This is a genomic window from Rothia sp. LK2492 (genome assembly GCF_040946345.1).
Classification (GTDB): Bacteria; Actinomycetota; Actinomycetes; order Actinomycetales; family Micrococcaceae; genus Rothia; species Rothia endophytica.
Genome location: NZ_JAYWLX010000005.1, coordinates 76,281 through 95,015 on the forward strand (window position 1 = coordinate 76,281; position 18,735 = coordinate 95,015).

General features: G+C 55.3%; 11 protein-coding genes. 7 read left to right on the forward strand and 4 right to left on the reverse strand.

Annotation, left to right across the window (positions count from 1 at the left end):
• The first annotated feature begins 46 nt into the window (after positions 1-46).
• Positions 47-1,651, forward strand: coding sequence for an inorganic phosphate transporter (locus VVR27_RS07400; protein ID WP_368547850.1), 1,605 nt, complete (start codon positions 47-49; stop codon positions 1,649-1,651).
• Between the two features lie 94 nt (positions 1,652-1,745).
• On the opposite strand, the gene VVR27_RS07405 is transcribed toward VVR27_RS07400, so the two are convergent.
• Positions 1,746-2,438, reverse strand: coding sequence for a YigZ family protein (locus tag VVR27_RS07405; RefSeq protein ID WP_368547768.1), 693 nt, complete (start codon positions 2,436-2,438; stop codon positions 1,746-1,748).
• Positions 2,439-2,514: 76 nt separating this feature from the next.
• On the opposite strand from VVR27_RS07405, the gene coaE reads away from it, so the two are divergent.
• From coaE to VVR27_RS07430, 5 genes are all read left to right on the forward strand, one after another.
• Positions 2,515-3,168 carry a dephospho-CoA kinase gene (gene coaE / locus VVR27_RS07410; protein WP_368547769.1) on the forward strand — a complete coding sequence of 218 codons (654 nt, stop codon included), beginning with the start codon at positions 2,515-2,517 and terminating at the stop codon, positions 3,166-3,168.
• A gap of 176 nt (positions 3,169-3,344) precedes the next feature.
• On the forward strand, positions 3,345-5,186 hold the full coding sequence (locus tag VVR27_RS07415; RefSeq protein ID WP_368547770.1) for a BCCT family transporter: 1,842 nt from the start codon (positions 3,345-3,347) through the stop codon (positions 5,184-5,186).
• A gap of 134 nt (positions 5,187-5,320) precedes the next feature.
• Positions 5,321-7,465: an excinuclease ABC subunit UvrB gene (uvrB, locus tag VVR27_RS07420; protein WP_368547771.1), complete on the forward strand. Its 2,145-nt coding sequence runs from the start codon at positions 5,321-5,323 to the stop codon at positions 7,463-7,465.
• 76 nt (positions 7,466-7,541) lie between these two features.
• Positions 7,542-8,765 carry an MFS transporter gene (locus tag VVR27_RS07425; protein ID WP_368547772.1) on the forward strand — a complete coding sequence of 408 codons (1,224 nt, stop codon included), beginning with the start codon at positions 7,542-7,544 and terminating at the stop codon, positions 8,763-8,765.
• A 675-nt stretch (positions 8,766-9,440) separates the two neighbouring features.
• Complete coding sequence (locus VVR27_RS07430) at positions 9,441-10,634, forward strand: TerC family protein (protein ID WP_368547773.1); 1,194 nt, start codon at positions 9,441-9,443, stop codon at positions 10,632-10,634.
• A gap of 86 nt (positions 10,635-10,720) precedes the next feature.
• On the opposite strand, the gene VVR27_RS07435 is transcribed toward VVR27_RS07430, so the two are convergent.
• Together VVR27_RS07435 and VVR27_RS07440 are read right to left on the reverse strand one after the other, a co-directional pair.
• The gene (locus VVR27_RS07435) at positions 10,721-11,878 is read right to left on the reverse strand and encodes a right-handed parallel beta-helix repeat-containing protein (RefSeq protein ID WP_368547774.1); all 1,158 of its coding nucleotides are present in this window, start codon (positions 11,876-11,878) and stop codon (positions 10,721-10,723) included.
• Between the two features lie 183 nt (positions 11,879-12,061).
• Positions 12,062-13,462 carry an alpha/beta fold hydrolase gene (locus tag VVR27_RS07440; protein ID WP_368547775.1) on the reverse strand — a complete coding sequence of 467 codons (1,401 nt, stop codon included), beginning with the start codon at positions 13,460-13,462 and terminating at the stop codon, positions 12,062-12,064.
• Between the two features lie 316 nt (positions 13,463-13,778).
• Here VVR27_RS07440 and VVR27_RS07445 point away from each other — a divergent pair, with 316 nt between their 5' ends.
• Positions 13,779-15,812 carry a M3 family metallopeptidase gene (locus VVR27_RS07445; RefSeq protein ID WP_368547776.1) on the forward strand — a complete coding sequence of 678 codons (2,034 nt, stop codon included), beginning with the start codon at positions 13,779-13,781 and terminating at the stop codon, positions 15,810-15,812.
• Positions 15,813-15,899: 87 nt separating this feature from the next.
• Here VVR27_RS07445 and VVR27_RS07450 read toward each other — a convergent pair whose 3' ends face one another.
• Entirely contained in the window at positions 15,900-18,503 is a 2,604-nt protein-coding gene (locus VVR27_RS07450; protein WP_368547777.1) for a DEAD/DEAH box helicase, read from the reverse strand.
• Positions 18,504-18,735: the final 232 nt, after the last annotated feature.

Here is an 18,735-nt window from a genome sequence, read left to right on the forward strand (position 1 = left end):
TAAGACAAGATGTATCCCACTGTGAGGGGGACTCGTGAATTCCAACGTGGATTCCGGTTCAAAACTTGCAACCCCTGCGTTGCAGCGAGACACCACTGATAAGTGGTGGCACCTGGCCTTCGGCGGCATCATGGCCGTCTCTTTGACACTTTTTACTATCTGGTCACTGAGTTATGTTGACCAGTCCTCCCACACTATGGTGCTGATGGCGGCGGTGTTCTTGGGGCTCTTTATGGCCTTCAACATCGGTGGTAACGATGTGGCTAACTCTTTTGGCACCAGCGTCGGTGCAGGCACCCTAACCATCAAACAGGCCCTACTCATTGCAGCCGTGTTTGAGGTTTCAGGTGCTGTGATTGCAGGTGGGTCAGTGACCGATACCGTGCGAAGCGGCATCGTCGATCTTGACGCTATTGACCTTGATCCCATGCAGTTTGTCTACATCATGATGGCTGCTCTCCTGGGTGCTGCTATTTGGCTGCTGGTTGCTACCCGTATGGGTTGGCCTGTTTCGACAACTCACTCCATTATTGGCGGTATTGTTGGTGCAGCTCTCATGACCGGTTTTACTACCGGTACCGGCGGCTGGGATATGGTCAAGTGGAGCGCTATCGGTCAGATTGCTGTGTCATGGGTTCTATCGCCCCTGCTGGGTGGTTTTTTCGCTTGGCTCCTTTTCGGGTGGATTAAAAAGTACATCTTAGGCTATAACGAGAAGGCTGATGCAGCCTTGCTTGAAATCAAAAAGAACGTTGATGAGCAACGCTCTATCGAGGACCACGATGGTTTCCAGCGCATCACTGATCTTCAGCAGGACGCTTACATCAATGCCATGTCCAGCAAAAAGAAGTTCAAGCTGAAGAAGCTGGACCCTGAGGCTGTTGAAACCGAGTACTACCGTCAAATCCACAAAATTGATGTGAAGGCAAAGCGCAAGGACTCACACCGTGCTCTTGAGGTTTATGTACCCCTTCTAGCCGCCTTCGGGGCTGTGGTCATCTCAGCAATGATGCTCTTCAAGGGCTTGGACAATCTCAACCTCGGTATCACAACCGCAGGGAACATCATGATTATGACCATGATTGGTATTCTCGTCTGGATTAGCGTTACCGTTTTTGCTCGCAGCCTGCAGAAGCAGGAACTATCGCGCGCAACATTCATTATTTTTGCTTGGCTCCAGGTTTTCACCGCAGCCGCTTTCGCCTTCAGCCACGGGGCTAACGATATCGCAAACGCTATCGGCCCCTTCGTTGCAATTCTGGATGTCCTCAGGACCGACTCCATCGGTGATGAAGCTGTGGTACCCCTGCCCGCACTTATTACCTTCGGTGTAGCTCTTATCGTCGGTCTTTGGTTCGTTGGACGTAGAGTTATTGCTACTGTAGGCCACGGTCTGACCAAGATGCACCCCTCCTCAGGTTTCGCTGCTGAGCTTGCTGCAGCCGGGGTCGTAATGACCGCTTCGGTACTTGGCCTGCCAGTTTCATCAACCCACATTCTGATCGGTGCGGTTCTGGGTGTCGGTATGGTGAATAAGAGCGCTAACTGGAAGCTGATGCGGCCCATCGCGCTTGCCTGGGTTATTACCCTGCCAATTTCGGCGGCTATTGGTGCCGGTGGCGTGCTAGCTATTACCGCTATCTTCTCTTAGTCCCAGTGATACAAAGTCCGGGTGCCCTCCTTGAGCAGGGCACCCGGACTTTTATGCTCTTATCCCACGGGTAGGCGGGTTGACCGAGCGGTATCTAGCTGAGATCCACCCAGCTGCTGCCACGCCAGTGGATGGTGGTGCTGCCGGCGGTGAGTGAGGCAAGTTGTTCTTCGGTAGTTGTACGGGTGGCGTCTTGGTCGAAGACACCTAAGGTAAGGCGTGCGCCATCAGCAAGATAGTCGGTGCTCAACACCGCGTAGCCCAGTGAACGCAGGTCATTTTCCAGCCTGCCTGCCTCGTGATGACCAACTTCAAGGGTGCCTAAGCGCAGGCGTTCTCTGGGTGTCAAGGGTGCCGCGTCGAGCACCTGCACTACGGCCTCTGTGTAGGCGCGTACTAGCCCGCCAGCACCTAGTTTGATGCCGCCGAAGTAGCGCACTACCACTGCGACAATATCCGATAGGTCGGTTGTCTCAGCACCGTCCCTTCCCTCGGTACGGCGTGCTAGCAGAGCCTGGAGCATGGGGATGCCGGCGGTTCCGGCAGGTTCGCCGTCGTCTGAGGAACGCTGGACGTCGCGGTCAGCGCCAATAACGAAAGCTGAGCAGACGTGTCGAGCATCGTGGTAGCGTTTGCGGACAGATTCAATAAATGCCCGTGCTTCTTGCTCGCTCTCAACTCTCTGGACGAAACCAATGAACTCGGATCGTTTAATCTCAAGCAGAGATTGAACGGGAGCTTGGGTAGCCAGTACGGTATAGCGATTAGCTCGTGTTTCTTGCGTCATGCTCTCTATCTTAGTTTCTTCTGACGCACATGAGCTGAGTAAGGGGAGTAGGCTAGGTGCACATAAAGGAGGCAGAATGAGACGTATTGGTCTGACCGGTGGAATCGGGTCTGGTAAGTCTACGGTAGCTCAGATGCTAGCTGACCGAGGAGCGGTCATTATCGATGCTGACGCTATTAGCAGAGAATTGATGGAGCCCGGTTCCGATGTATTGGATGAAACAGTCAGGGCATTTGGCCCGGCGATTCTGACTGCTGACGGCAGATTGGATCGGGCAGCACTAGCCTCGGTCATCTTCGAGAATGAAGCTAAAAGGAAGGAGCTGAACAGTATTGTTCATCCGGCGGTCCGATCTGAAGCTGAACGGCAAGCTGCTGCGGTTCAAGCTGACCCAGGATTCAGCGGAGTCCTAATCGAAGATATCCCTCTTTTAGTAGAGACGTGTCAAGTGCACCGGTTTGACGGAGTTGTTGTGGTGGAGACAGCTTTAGCTGAGAGACTTCGACGTTTGGTGGATCAGCGGGGTATGAGCAGAGCAGATGCTCTGGCGCGTATTCAAGCCCAGGCAAGTGATCAAGAAAGAAGGGAAATCGCCACCTGGTTAGTGGACAACTCCCACAGCCTTGAGGAAACCAGAAGGCAGGTTGAGACTGTTTACGGCCAGATTCTTGAAATGCAAGATACGGTTAAGCACATATCATTACGTCCTGAAGAAATGGATAAAGCCTAAGCTGACTAGCAGAATCAGGCAGTCCGTGGACGCTGGGGAGGGGCTGAGTTGAGAGCTCGGGTGGCTATCGAGCTTTGTCCCACCTATTATTAATAGGTTGCCTCCAAAGAGGCGGCTCTTACGCGACTGGTGGATAGAGGTCGCGAAGAGAATAGATCATCCACAGGGTAACCCCCGTGCTCAACAAAATACACGATGCTTTGGGGCTGCGAACTAGCCCCTCGATTTTCTTTGGATCCGCAGGTTTCATTCTGCTCTTTACCGCACTGATGGTAGTGTTTCCCACCGCCATGTCTGATGGTTTTGGGACGATATCTACCTTCATCATTACATACCTGGGCTGGATTTACGTCCTGGGTAATGCCATCTTCTTTATCTTCCTCATTTATATAGCTATGAGCAGGTTTGGAAGAATCAAGCTGGGGCCGGATGACGCTGAGCCTGCCTACTCAGGTCTAGTCTGGTTCGGTATGCTCTTTGCTGCTGGTGTTGGTGCCGTACTCCTCTTCTGGGGAGCCGCCGAGCCCCTTTCGCATTACGCTAATCCTCCCTACGATGGCGTAGAGCCTCTGAGTGATCAAGCGGCACTCGAGGCTTTGGCCATCTCTAACTTCCACATCGGTCTGTTCATGTGGGTTATCTTAACCGTCCCGGGTTTGGCGTTTGGCTACTTTACCTACAAACGTAAGCTGCCACCGCGCATCTCGTCTATCTTCCAGCCACTTTTGGGTGAACGTATCCACGGCCCGATTGGTAAAACCATTGATTGCATTAGCATTGTTTCAACGGTTTTTGGTATCGCCGTTTCCGTGGGCTTTGGTGCCCTCCAGATTAACTCTGGTGTGGGCATTATGTACGGTGTGCCCTTTGGCGGCTACATCCAGGCGGGTATCATCGCAGTCATCACCGCAGCGGGCGTTACCTCAGTGCTGATGGGGATGGATAAGGGCATTAAGCGTTTGTCCTACATCAATATTTTGCTCGCCATTGCATTGATGATTTTTATTTTGATGACCGGGTCAACCCGCTTCGTTACCATGGGCACCATCGAGTCCGCCGGCTACTTCGCTCAGAAGCTGCCCGAAATGATGTTCTTCAATGAGACTTTCTCAGATAGCGGCTGGCTGGGAAGCTGGACTGTATTCTACTGGGCCTGGACCGTGACATGGGCACCCTTTGTCGGCCTCTTCATAGCCAAAATTTCACAGGGTCGCACCATCCGTCAGTTCGTGGTGGGTGTTCTGGCTGGTCCTTCGGTGTTCACCATGATGTGGATCGGTGTCTTTGGCATGAGCGCCTTTGACATCGAACGAAACAGGGGCGGACACCTCGTGGAGACCGTCGTCGAAGAAGGGGATATTCCCGCCGCTCTCTTTGAGTTCCTCGGCTTCTTCCCCTGGTTCCCGGTGATTGCAGCACTCACCCTGCTAGTAATTACTATCTTCTTTATCACCTCCATCGACTCAGCCGCTCTAGTGATGGACGCTATTGCTAATGGGCATGAAGACCCGGCACCTAAGAAGCAGGGAGTTTTCTGGGCCGTTTCAATCGGCGCCGTATCTGCATCCATCCTCGTGGCCGCAGGAGACGATGGTTTGCAGGCTTTGCAAAACGTCATTATTGTGGTCGGCTTCCCCGTATGGATTCTAGGCTTCTTGCAAATATGGATGCTGGTGCGTGCACTGCGCGAGGACGCCGGCGAACTCCCTCCCATGCGCACTCGCCAGTGGAAGCAAGTCATCCCCATTGAGGAGTACCACCGCCGAGCTCAGGAGGACTTCTCTTCAATTGAAGAAGTGACGATGCGCCCCGAATATGAAGTAGGCACCGAACCCGAGTTTGAAGGGTTGGTTCCTAACACCGGTCAGATTCCCGTGGTCACTGCTGAAGATATTGCCTCTGATGCAGCTGCCAAAAAGATGTCCGATGTACCTGCTGAACTGCAGGGCACGCACACCGCGGTAGTAACCGGTTCACCTGATGCAGTAAAGCTCAATCCTACGCAGAGTGAAAAGTAACTCTGATCTAACCTTCGGGCATCATGCGCCCTGCCTTTCAGTTTGAAAGGCAGGGCGTTTTCTCGTAGAGCAGGTGGAGGAAAATTAGTACACCTGTTCTAGGGTTTTTTGAGCGCTGAGGGTAGGGTAGAAGTATGAGTCTTGCGCAAGAAATCAAACGAGTAGTTGCCCCTTTCGAGGTTATTTCTGAGTACCAGCCGGCGGGCGATCAGCCCAAAGCTATTGCTGAGCTCACTGAGCGGGTCAATAACGGTGAGAAAGACATTGTGCTGATGGGAGCCACCGGTACGGGCAAGTCGGCAACTTCAGCCTGGCTCATCGAGGCCGTTCAGCGGCCCACCCTGGTCATGGTACAGAATAAGACGCTAGCCGCCCAGCTAGCTAATGAACTGCGAGAGCTCCTACCCAACAACGCGGTGGAGTATTTCGTCTCCTACTACGACTACTATCAGCCCGAAGCCTACGTGCCTCAGACCGATACCTTTATTGAAAAAGACTCGTCCATCAATGAGGAAGTTGAGCGACTTCGCCACTCAGCGACCAACTCCCTACTGACCCGCCGTGACACCATCGTAGTGGCAACCGTGTCCTGTATCTATGGTTTGGGAACCCCTGAAGAGTATGTGGCTCAAATGGTTACCCTACGCCAGGGGGAAGAGATGGACCGGGACACGTTGCTGCGCCAATTTGTTGCCATGCAGTACGTCCGTAACGATATGGACTTTCATCGCGGCACCTTCCGCGTGCGCGGGGATACCGTTGAAATCATTCCCATGTACGAAGAAAATGCGATTCGAATTGAGTTCTTCGGCGATGAAATTGAGGCTATTTACACTCTGCACCCGCTGACCGGAAATGTAATCCGTGAAGAAACCGAGATGTATGTCTTTCCTGCCTCCCACTATGTTGCCGGTGCTGAGCGTATGGCGCGAGCCATCCGGTCCATTGAGAACGAGCTACGAGACCGTCTAGCTGAGCTAGAATCCCAAAACAAGCTGCTAGAAGCCCAACGCTTGCGTATGCGTACCCAGTATGACCTTGAGATGATGGAACAGATGGGTTTCTGCAACGGTATCGAGAACTACTCCAGTCACATTGACGGACGTGCTAAGGGGACTGCCCCACACTGTCTCTTGGATTATTTCCCCGATGACTTTTTGCTTATTGTGGACGAATCCCACGTCACCATTCCCCAGATTGGTGCCATGTACGAGGGGGATATGAGCCGCAAACGTACCTTAGTAGAACACGGTTTCCGCCTGCCTTCAGCCATGGATAACCGGCCGCTGAAGTGGGAGGAATTCTTACAGCGCATCGGGCAGACCGTTTACCTTTCGGCAACACCGGGTAAGTACGAACTCTCGCAAGCTGATGGCTTTGTTGAGCAGATTATTCGCCCCACCGGTCTGATTGACCCTGAGATTGTGGTTAAGCCTACCCAGGGGCAGATTGATGATTTGTTAGAAGAAATCAGGCTCCGCGTCGACCGTGATGAGCGTGTTCTGATTACCACTTTGACCAAGCGAATGGCAGAAGACCTGACTGATTACTTGCTGGAGCACGGGGTCAAGGTGCAGTACCTCCACTCGGACGTTGATACCCTGCGGCGCGTTGAGCTACTCCGTGAGCTGCGCATGGGTTCCTTCGACGTACTGGTGGGCATCAACCTGCTACGCGAAGGCTTGGACCTCCCCGAAGTCTCTCTGGTTGCCATTTTGGACGCGGATAAGCAGGGCTTCTTGCGCTCCACTACCTCCCTGATTCAGACCATCGGACGAGCAGCTCGTAACGTGAGCGGCCAGGTACACATGTACGCCGATAAAATGACGGATGCCATGCGTACCGCTATCGAGGAAACCAACCGCCGCCGCGACATCCAGAAGGCTTACAACCTCGAACACGGGATTGATCCTCAGCCCCTGCGCAAAAAAATTGCTGACATTACCGACACACTGACTCGGGAGCAAGAAGACACCGCTGAGCTACTGGCAGCCCGTAAGGCAGCCGGCGGCAAGCTGGCTCCGGTCAAGAAGGGCACCAAATACGCCGCGTCCTCACCTGAAGCTGAGGAGCTTTTCAAGAAAGCAGAACAGCGAGTGCGAGAGGACGGCCTAGCCGCAGCCCCCGCAGAGGACCTGCTCGATTTGATCGACCAAATGACCGCGCAAATGATGCAGGCTGCTGAGGAACTAAAGTTTGAGCTAGCGGGCCGACTCCGTGATGAGATTGGCGAATTGAAAAAAGAACTGCGCCAGATGCAGCAGGCAGGGCACGCTTAGATCCGATGAGCTCATCGGTAGGCTCAAGGAGCCGAACCTACTATAATAGGGGAGTTTGCCCAGACTGCCTACACTTATGATTGAGAGTTCCATGAACCCAAGCGTTGCTCGACTGCCGGGGATGTCCCAGATTCTGCTCACTTTTGGGCTGAGTATCTGTAGCCTCTCAATTCTGCTGCCAGCCTCCCCAGCCTGGGCCATCCACGGTGGTGCTGGGTCCCTGGGCGCCGGGATGACCAATGCGGTGCTGATGATCGTTACCGTGCTGACCCAGTTTATGGTTCCTGCACTAACCCGGCGTTTTGGCTGGGCAAAGGTGTTACCAGCCGGCGCCCTCTTCATGGGTCTGCCCTCACTGCTTCAGGCCGTTAGCCCCTCACTGGTTAACGTGTTGGTCAGCTCTGGGCTGCGGGGTGTTGGGTTCGGTATTCTTACGGTCTGCTGTGCCAGTGCCCTGTCCTACCTCATCCCCCTGGAATACAGGGGCAGAGCTGTTGGCCTCTATGGTCTGGCAGCAGCCGGTGCCCAGCTGATTTTTACGCCCTTAGCTCCAGCTGCACTCGATCTTTTCGGTTTCCGCCCGGTCATCATGACCGGCGTGATTGCGGCCCTCGCCACTCCGTTCGCTGCTCAGTTGGGCGGCCAGGTAGACCGATACCTAGCTGAACAGGTCACTACCTCAACTGGTTCTTCGCAGGCTGCAAGTACAGGTGAAATTTTGCGCCGTATTTGGCCTGCTCTGCTAACCCTGACCCTCATGACTAGTGTGGGTGGCGCCTTTTTGACCTTTTCTACTGAGATAGCACCAACCCCGGTTCTTGCTTCCGTTGCTCTGCTCGCTCTTTGCGCCATGGCTACCCCAACCCGTCTGTGGGGCGGTTCGATTACTGACAGGTGGGGAACCCGTCGTTTGATGACCCCGGTTCTCGCCTTTGCAGCCGTGGGCACGGTATTGGTAGGGCTGATGCAGGGAGCCGGTGTAGGTTCGACCGTCCTGCTCATCGGTGGTGCGCTGATGATTGGTTTCGGGTACGGCTTCCTGCAGTCGGTCACCATGGTCCGTGCGCTCAATGATGCCGGCGGGCCAGCAGAAACTCAACGCGCCTCGGTGGCATGGAACGCCTGCTTTGATGTTGGTACGGGTCTCGGTGCTCTTGCTATTGGAGCGCTCGCCCAGGTAGCTACCTTTAGTGCTGCCTGGTTGCTGAGCGCCGCTGTCCTTGCCTTCTTTGCGCTGGTGGTGGGTGTGCTAGATGCGAACGGATCACGGAGGGTAGGGGAGAGCCAGTTTACTCACTGAGTCATATTCTTCTTATATCAACGTGTGGTTTTCGCGGTGGATGCTGATAATACGCCCACAGTGCAGCCTGGAAGTATGCGTCAGACGGTGAGCGAAGCGAACTCCGTAGGGGATACTCCCTTGTTCTCATATGAGCTAAACTCAGACAACGAGCAAGGGAGATGAGCATCACAGAAGCGAGCGTGCGAGCTTGTAAGAGTGATGCGAATAGCTATCTGTGAGCGAAGCGAACTCCGTAAGGGATACTCCCTTGTTCTCATATGAGCTAAACTCAGACAACGAGCAAGGGAGATGAGCATCACAGAAGCGAGCGTGCGAGCTTGTAAGAGTGATGCGAATAGCTATCTGTGAGCGAAGCGAACTCCGTAAGGGATACTCCCTTGTTCTCATATGAGCTAAACTCAGACAACGAGCAAGGGAGATGAGCATCACAGAAGCGAGCGTGCGAGCTTGTAAGAGTGATGCGAATAGCTATCTGTGAGCGAAGCGAACTCCGTAGGGGATACTCCCTTGTTCTCATATGAGGTAAACTCAGACAACGAGCAAGGGAGTATCCCACTAATCTCTGTTTCGTCAGCACGTTGGCCGATGACGCCCGACCGGGGCAGAGAACCACATTTCAGGTGGTGGGAGAGACTTGTGGACTTTGGCAAACCAACCACAAGAAAGGCTCCCATGCATATTACTGATTTGCAGTGGGGTGTAACGATTGCGTTCATCCTCGGGCTTTTGGCCTATGACTTTTTCTTCCATGTGCGTAAGGCGCATGAACCGACCATCAAAGAAGCAGCAGTTTGGTCTGCGGTCTATGTTGGTCTAGCTTTGGCCTTCGGTCTGGTGATTCTCTGGTGGGACGGCCCCCAGTTTGCTGCCGAATACTATGGCGGCTACATCACCGAGAAGGCTTTGAGCGTCGATAACCTCTTTGTCTTCCTGATTATTATGGCCTCCTTCAAGGTGCCGCGAGCTGATCAGCAGAAAGTTCTGCTCTTCGGTATCATTTTCGCGATAATTGCTCGCACCATCTTTATTCTGTTGGGTGCTGCTGCTATCGAGCGTTGGAGCTGGGTTTTCTACCTCTTCGGTCTTATTCTGATTTACACCGCAGGTAACCTCATCAAGGGCGAAATCACTGATACCGAAGAGGACGAGGCCAACAACTTTGTGGTCCGTCTAGCGAAGAAACTTTTCCACACCGTGGACTACTACGATGGCGATAAGCTTTTCACCGTTGAAAACGGTAAGAAGGTTATGACCCCCATGTTGCTGGTCATGGTTGCCATCGGTGGTACCGATATCCTCTTCGCGTTGGACTCCATTCCCGCGATTTTTGGTCTGACCCAGGAAGCTTACATCGTCTTCACCGCTACCGCTTTCTCCCTGATGGGTCTGCGTCAGCTCTACTTCTTGATTGACGGCCTGCTGGATCGCCTCATCTACCTCTCCTGGGGCCTGTCCATCATTCTCGCCTTCATTGGCGTCAAGCTGCTCCTGCACGCTCTGCACGAGAACACTTTGGGCTTCATCAATAATGGCCAGCCGGTTCACGTCTTTGAGATTGAAATCCACCACTCACTCATTGTGATTGTTGGCGTTCTGGTCATCACCGTGCTGGCTTCCCTCTACAGCCCCAAGGGCAAGGCGCTGGGCACCATCCAGCGCGTCCAAACCCTGTCCCAGAAGTACCTGGACCTGCCCGCGGACGCTTCAACTGAGGAGCGCGCTAAGATTCAGAGTCAGCTTGAGGAAGCAACCGCCAAGTCCCGGAAAATTCCTCAGAAGTACCGTGATGAGCTCATCGAATCTGAGACCGAGTACCAAGACCTGGTAGCTCGAGCTCGCGGTGAACACGAGACTTACATGAGCTAAAACCTCACACTAATCCCCTCATGACTGTTTAGTCATGAGGGGATTTTCTTGAGGTGCAGCTTGGTGCTGAGGGGCGAAAGAGAGCCTTACTGCGTCCCCCCGTCAATCACCTGTTGCTTTTCGCTCTCAACGTCTGATGCCATACTGTTCTGGTTCGTGTTGCCGAAGGCATTACCCGTCACAATGACCTCCTGGTTGCCGTCTTCTACCCAGAAACCTACCCCCTGGCCGGGATTCTCTGAATCTCGGTTGAAGGACTGACATCCGATGAGCTGGGTGCCAGGTGCATCTTTAGAGATGTGGAAGCCGTGTGCTTCACCTAGCGTGGCGTTGCCACTGAGGTTATCCTTGTAACCATTGGAGTCGGCTATACAGCTGACAAAGGAGTTATTGCCGTACTTGATGAGGAAGCCGTGCCCGCCGTTATCCTGCGCTTCGCACTGGCTGAAGGTGTTTCTAGTGGCTTTAATGTAGAAACCGGCGCCAGATTTTTCATCACCCTGCAGAGCAACAGACCGTTTGGAGTACCAGGTTTTAACCTGGGACCAGCTGGTGTTGGTGGCATAAACTTCAACCGTAGCGGCGTCCACCTTAGCGAGATTGGCTGAGGAGAGGTCAATCATAGAGAACATGTTGTCCGCAGCACCTGCCGCAAAGGATTCGCCTACCACCAGGGCAGAGCGTAAGAATCTTCTACCGCGGATACGCTCCACGGTCATGCCCTGGTCATCAACTCCCTTCAATTTGATGCCCATATCCAGGTCCCAGAGCGTGATACCTGAAACGCGGTGAGCAGCGTCAGGATCGGGCGGCTTGGGCCCATTGTGAGTGTTATAGAGGATACCGACTACGTTTTCTACAGAATCGGCGTGCTGGAAAGCGTCCTGACCGGGCTTAATGCTGAGGTCGTGTAGCCCTGAGCGATAGACCGGGTCGGCGTTGTTCTTCTTGTCTGTTCCGATGCGAAAGACACCAGCAAGCTCACTCCAGGTGCCCACCGGCATAAACTGGGTGGATTCACCCAAACCAAGAAAACTGACTTGGTGGCGCATTTCGATGCCCTCATCGTCCACTGCATAGAGCCCGGGAGGGAAGACGATAGCACCGCCACCGTTCTCAGCCAGGGTCGTGGAGAGCTGGTTGATTCTTGCATTGACCGGTGTAGAGCCATCATTTACCACGCCCTCGTCGGTGGCGATGAGCAGACGGGAACCGGTATTAGCTGACGCGGGTGAAGCGTTCATCGAAGATGCAAGGAGAGCTAGTGCGCCCCCACCCAGAAACTGTGCGCGTGTCGGCAAAGATCCCCCAATATTCTGCCAGCACGTGCTGGATGGTGGGCTATCGGCAATTCTTGCACTCCATAAAATAGCTCCACCGGACCACCAACAATTTTACTGCACCATCACGGGGCCTCTCTGGGATGATTAGCACATATCGGCCAGCAGGTTTTTCAGGTGTCCCAGAATCAGAATGCCGTCTTGCCCCAGACCATCGTGGTGGTGGGTTTGAGATGTCCAAACCCGAGTATTGCCCACCCAATCGGCGGTTGCCATGGAGTGTTGGTAGTCCACGTAAATATCGGGAACATAGGCTGCAGCTACCAGCGGTACCTGGTTAGCAGCTAACTGCTGGTGATCATAGAGACGTCCCCAGTCATCCTTCTGCGCTAGTATCTCCGCCACCTCCGCCAGGGGACGCAGGGCAGGGTCTTCCTGGTAATACCAGGGGAATATATGTTCGCCGGTAAAAAGTAGAGTGGTAGCGTCGGGGGCAAAATCTTCTCTTTCACTGTGCATACGCGCTGCGGACCAACTCGTGGGAGAAGCGGAGGGGGAGTCGGTACCATCGGCGTAAATAGTCTCGTGCATGAGAGCGTACAGAGGGTTACCCTGAAAACTAACTAGGGCGTTGACATCCGCCAAGAACTGGTCCGATAGCCACTGCCCGGACTCCGCGAAAGCCGACTCAAGAATATAGTGCAGCCCGTGCACCCGCCCGTTGCCGCCCAACAGATGACCCAGCATCTGGAAGCGGTGCGGGGTGAGGCGCTCGCCGGTGGGCAGGAGTTCTTCTCGATGTGCAAGGTGGTCAGCAATACGAACAGCTAGCTTTTCATCTTCGGGGTACCACCCGTAATACTCTCGGTTGCGCTCTGCCACCCGGTCATAGGTATGGCGGTAGACCTCGTCAACGTGAGCCCGGATGGGCGCCAAACCTGCCGTCATCCGCGAATCCTTGATACTTTCGGGGGCGAAGGAGAGATAACTGAGGGTGAGGAAACCGCCATAACTCTGACCCATGGTGCTCCACCGCTGATCGCTGCGGTCAGCTAGGAGGAAACCTCTCACCACTTCAGCGTCGGCGATGATGGAATCCGCCCTGAAAAGTTCGCAGTACTCGGCCTGAATGTCGGAGCTGCCCAGCGCCGAAAGAGTGCGTGCAGTGAGGGGAGTGGAGTTACCCGTGCCGCGCTGATCCAAGAGGACTAGCCGGTGGGTTTTAGCAAGCTCTGCAACCCAGCCTCCGTCTGAGACCGGGCGCGGGCTTTTACCACCTGGCCCTCCCTGTAGGTAGACCATGTAGGGGCGGCTCTCCACTTCGGTTGTAAGGGCTGAGGAAGTGTCAATAATTTCGCGGGCGAAAACGGTGATGCTGTGAGGTGCAAAACGTGAGGACGCCGCGGCGTCCGCTCCCTTGCCATAGACGAGACCGTGGGTGGCGGGCACAGTGAACCAGTGGTCAACGAGTTTGAGATTACCGAGGCTGTGGGTAGCTCCCACCCTGTGAGTTGCTGCGGGAAAAGTTGGGTGGTAGGGGGCTGCCATGATGCTCCTTTGCATGGGGGGCGGTTATGAGATATTTCGCTTCTACTCTAGCCAAAATCCTGACGGTGACCAGTCAATTCGGTGGGCCCCCCCGAAGTTTCTGGGCTGATCGACTTGGGCTGCGTCATGATGGGCGCGCCGAGGAAGCACTGCGCATTCATCAGGCGGTCTTTCCCTCTGCTGTGCTGCTGCTGAAGTTAACTCCATGGGAAAAGCCAACTACTGTCTCCAGCTGACTATTATGCAGGTGCAGACTCAAGTTTTTTTAGTGACAGATGAGGGTTGCCGGGATGGACTGTGCAGTAACCTGGTGGGTATGACTGAACTGAACCCCCTGCTGGCAGCCTCCACCCTGCCTTACCAGCTCCCTGACTTTGCAAGCATCCGCACGGAGCACTACCTCCCTGCCATTAAAGCCGGGCTGTCTGAAGCTCGGGCGGCTTACACCCGTATTGCCCAGAGCACAGATGGGCCGACTTTCGATAACGTAGTAGCCGTTCTGGAAGGTCCTTCGGACACCCTTTACCGTGCGGTGACCATCTTTTATAACATCACTTCAGCGGATGGTACCGATGAACTGTTGGCACTAGAAGGCACCGTTACCGAGCTTTTGACCGAGCTAGCTAACGAGTTGCATCTTAACCCCGCTGTATTTGCCAAGCTGGACGCCGTCTACGCCCGCCGCCACGCACTGGGGCTGGTAGGGGAGCAGCTTCGCCTCACTGAGAAGTACCACCAGGAATTTGTGCTGGCAGGCGCTGCTCTATCTGAAGAAGACCGGGCTACCCTGGCTGAACTGAACCTCACCATCGCCCGTGCCGAAACAGAGTTCGGCCAGCAGGTCACCAAGGATCTCAACGCCGCTGCAGTGCTGGTGACCGACGAGAAGGATCTAGCTGGGCTCAGCCAGGCCGGGCGAGCCTCCGCACGGGCAGCAGCCAAAGACGCCGGGCATGAAAACGGTTGGTTAATTACCTTTGGTCTACCTACCCAGCAAACTATTCTGTCTCAGTTAGAGAACCGTAGTTTGCGTGAGCGCATCTACAAAGCCAGTACCGAGCGTGGTGATAACACCTGGATCCTGGCGGCAAAAATTGCTGACCTGCGTGCTCAGAAAGCCGCTCTGCTGGGGTTTGATACCTTTGCTGCGCTCGCGGTGGCAGACCGTACTGCCCAGACCCCTGATGCCGTGGAGCGTCTGTTCACTCAGACCAGCGCCCCTGCCATGATGAACGCTGACAGGGAGGCAGAGAAAATTGCTGCTGCCGCAACTGCCGACGGTATCGACAAGATTGAACCCTGGGACTGGATGTTCTACAGTGATCGGGTTGAAGCCGCAGAATATGCCGTTGACCTAGCTGCCCTTCAGCCCTACTTCGTGCTAGATCGTGTACTGGAAGATGGCGTCTTCTATGCCGCCCAGCGAGTGTACGGCCTGAGCTTTACCGAGCGCACCGACCTGACCGGCTACCACCCCCAGGTGCGTATCTGGGAGGTCTTTGATGCTGACGGTACGGGCATCGGTCTCTTCCTGGGCGACTTCTTTACCCGTGAGACCAAGCGTGGCGGTGCCTGGATGAACAACCTGGTCGACCAGTCTCATGCTGAGGGCACCAAGCCGGTGGTAGTCAACAACCTCAACATTTCAGCCCCGGTACCTGGTCAGCCAGCTTTCGTTAACTTTGACGAGCTCAGGACCCTTTTCCACGAGCTTGGGCACGCTCTGCACGGTCTTCTCTCAGATACCACCTACCGTTCGATTTCCGGCACCAACGTGGAGCGGGACATCGTGGAGTACCCCAGCCAGGTCAACGAAATGTGGATTCTTCACCCGGAGATTCTGCCCAACTATGCCCTGCACTACCAGACCGGCGAGCCCGTGCCTGCGGAGCTTATTGACAGCGTCAAGAAAGCTGAGCAGTGGGGCGAGGGGCAGGGAACCGTAGAATACCTGCGCGCTGCAGTGCTGGACTGGGCATGGCACACCCTCCCGGCGAACTCCGCCGGGGAACCCGTGGCTGACCCGCTGGCCTTTGAACAGCAGGCACTGCAGGACGCCGGGCTCTGGCACCCACTGGTCGAATCCCGCTACCGTACCAGCTACCTCAACCACACCTTCTCGGGTGGTTATGCAGCTGGTTATTACTCCTATCTGTGGGCTGAGGTCTTTGATGCGGACACAGTTGCCTGGTACGAAGCCAACGGCGGGCTGTCCCGTGAGAACGGTGATGCCTACCGCCGCAACATCCTGGCTATCGGCGGGTCTAAGCCCATCCCCGAAGGGTTCAAGGAGCTAACCGGTAGAGAGGCTGACATCCAGCCGTTGCTCAAGCGCCGCGGCCTGCTCTAGAACCTCAAGCTCTGGCCCCACTGAAAGGTGGGGCCAGGGGTTTTCTATGTACAACCGGAGTAATTCTGCACCGGGAGGCACAGTGACTTAGGCGGCCTTCACATCAAGAATGCGTACCACCGGCGAGCCCTCTTCATCTGAAGCGGCAAGATCAATCTCGGCAGTGATCGCCCAGTCATGGTCATTATCAGAATCAGCCAGTACCTGGCGGACCTTCCACACACCGGGGTGCTCAGCAACATCGTCATCCAGCTCGAAAAGCTTGGGTGAGCGCGCATCAGCGTCCGTGTAGATATCCTCGTGATCGTCGAAGAAGTCATCCATAGCATCGGCCCAACGGTCGGCGTCCCAGCCAGAGCGCTCGCCGTCCAGCTCACCCAGAATCTTCTCGCGTTCGTCGGCAAATAGCTCGACACGACGGAAGAGGGCGTTGCGCACCATCACCTTGAAAGCACGCGGATTGGCAGTCACCTTGGGAGCTGATTCAGCAACCAGTTCCTCCAGAGAATCCTGCACCGGCATGGCGTCCTCACCGTTTGCCAGGCGTTCCCACTCATCTACCAGGGAGGAGTCGGTCTGACGGATGACCTCGCCTAGCCACTCGATAATATCGGTCAGCTCGTCGGTCAGAGCCGAGAGTGGCACAGTCTGTCGCAATGCCTTGTAGGCATCCGATAGGTAGCGCAGCAGAATGCCTTCTGAACGCTCTAAGCCGTAGTACTTGATGAAGTCTCCGAAGCCCATGGCGCGCTCGTACATATCACGCACCACGCTCTTAGGTTCTAGCTCGAACTCCTTCATGAAAGGCGCACCAGCTGAGTAGGTCTCAAAGGCCTGCTCCAGCAGGTCAGCCAGAGGCTGGGCGTAGGTGATCTTGTCCAGCTCGGCCATGCGTTCGTTGTAGTCCATGCCCTCAGCCTTCATCTCAGCGAGTGCTTCGCTCTTAGCCTTTTTCTCCTGACCAATGAGCACCTGGCGGGGGCGTTCAAGGGTAGCTTCGATGATAGAGACAGCGTCCAGGGCGTAGTCCGGTGATTCTTTATCCAGCAGGGACAGGGATGCCAGCGCGAAGGGGGAGAGCGGCTGGTTGAGGGCGAAGTTCTCCTGCAGGGAGACGGTCAGGCGGACGGTGCGGCCGAACTCATCGGGTTCCGGTAGACGTTCGACCACGCCACCGTTGAGTAGCTCACGGTAGATACCAATCGCCTTGCGCTTAAGCGCCCGCTGCTTGACCGGTGGCTCGTGGTTGGCGGTGAGGAAGAGCATGACGGTCTTAAAAGGGTCAGCCTCTCGCTGCAGCATGTTGAGCATCATGGAGTGGGTGAGCTGGAAGGAGGAAGTAAGCGCCTCGGGTTCAGCTTCAACCAGCTGCTCAAAGGTTTTCTCACTCCACGCCACAAAGCCCTGGGGCGGCTTCTTCTTTTTGCCGCGTAGGGACTGAGCCATTTTCTTCTCATCGCCATCAAACTTGGCACGTGCCTTAGCTTCGAGCTTGTCGTTTTCGATCTCGTGCTCGGGTGCCTGCACCACCACATAACCGGCAGTGTCAAAGCCGGCTCGGCCTGCGCGTCCTGCGATCTGGTGGAATTCACGGGATTTGAGGCGGCGAGTGCGCTGGCCGTCAAACTTAGAGAGGGCGGTGATCAGCACGGTGCGGATGGGGACGTTGATACCCACGCCCAGGGTGTCAGTACCACAAATGACCTTGAGCAGACCCGCCTGCGCCAGCTGCTCTACCAGTCGGCGATACTTGGGCAACATACCGGCGTGGTGGATGCCGATGCCGTTCTTGATGTACTTCTGCAAGGTCTTGCCGAAACCCGCTGAGAAGCGGAAACCAGCGGTGAGCTCATTAATGCGTTCTTTATCATCCTTGGACGCAATCGGCAGGCTCATCAGGGAGGCCGCAGTGTCAATGGCCTGCACCTGAGAGAAGTGAACAATATAGACCGGGGCTTGGTGGGTGCTGACCAGCTCATTGACGGTCTCGACCAGCGGTTCGCGGCTGTAGGTGTAGTTCAGCGGGATGGGGCGGGTCTCACTGGTGACCAGCACTGACTCCCTGCCGGTCAGCTCTGTCATTTCCCGCTCGAAGCGCAGGGTATCGCCCAGGGTGGCGCTCATGAGCAAAAACTGTGCCTGGGGCAGATCCAGCAGGGGAGCTTGCCAAGCCCACCCGCGCTGAGGGTCAGAGTAGAAATGGAACTCGTCCATGACCACTTGGGTGAGGTCTGCGCCCTCGCCCTCGCGCAGAACGATATTGGCAAGGATTTCTGCGGTGCAGCAGATAATGGGGGCGTTGGCATTGATGGATGAATCGCCGGTCACCATACCCACGTTCTCAGCCCCAAAAATTTCGCAGAGATCAAAGAACTTCTCAGATACCAGCGCCTTAATCGGCGCGGTGTAGTAGGAGCGCTGGCCGGCAGCCAGACCGATAAAGTGCGCCGCCACCGCAACCGTCGACTTACCGGAACCGGTAGGGGTCGCCAGAATCACATTGTTGCCGTTAGCCAGCTCAAGAACCGCCTCGTCCTGGGCAGGATAGAGCTCCATGCCGCGGGCTGCAATCCAGCCCAAAAACGCTTCGTAGGCTTCATCGCCGGTCAGCGGGTTAGATGCAAAGTCCCCGCGGAAGTACTTATTCTGGGGATCGGCAAGGGAAGGGGAGAGATATTCAAGGATCTTCATGATGCTTCCCATTCTAGTGCGTCACCTTGCACATAGGGCACTGTTTGATGAGGCCTGGCTTCGTTGGGGGAGGAAACGCGGGGTGCGCCCGTGCGAGGAGGGTGAAGTTCAGTAGGCTAGAAGCACACCCGATGCCGGGAGCCCCTCACATTGCCTTCCTTGGCATATGCGCTCAAGAAATTCAGTGTGACCCTTGTCAAACCCTGAGATGTATCTGTACTGTAGCTGTAGA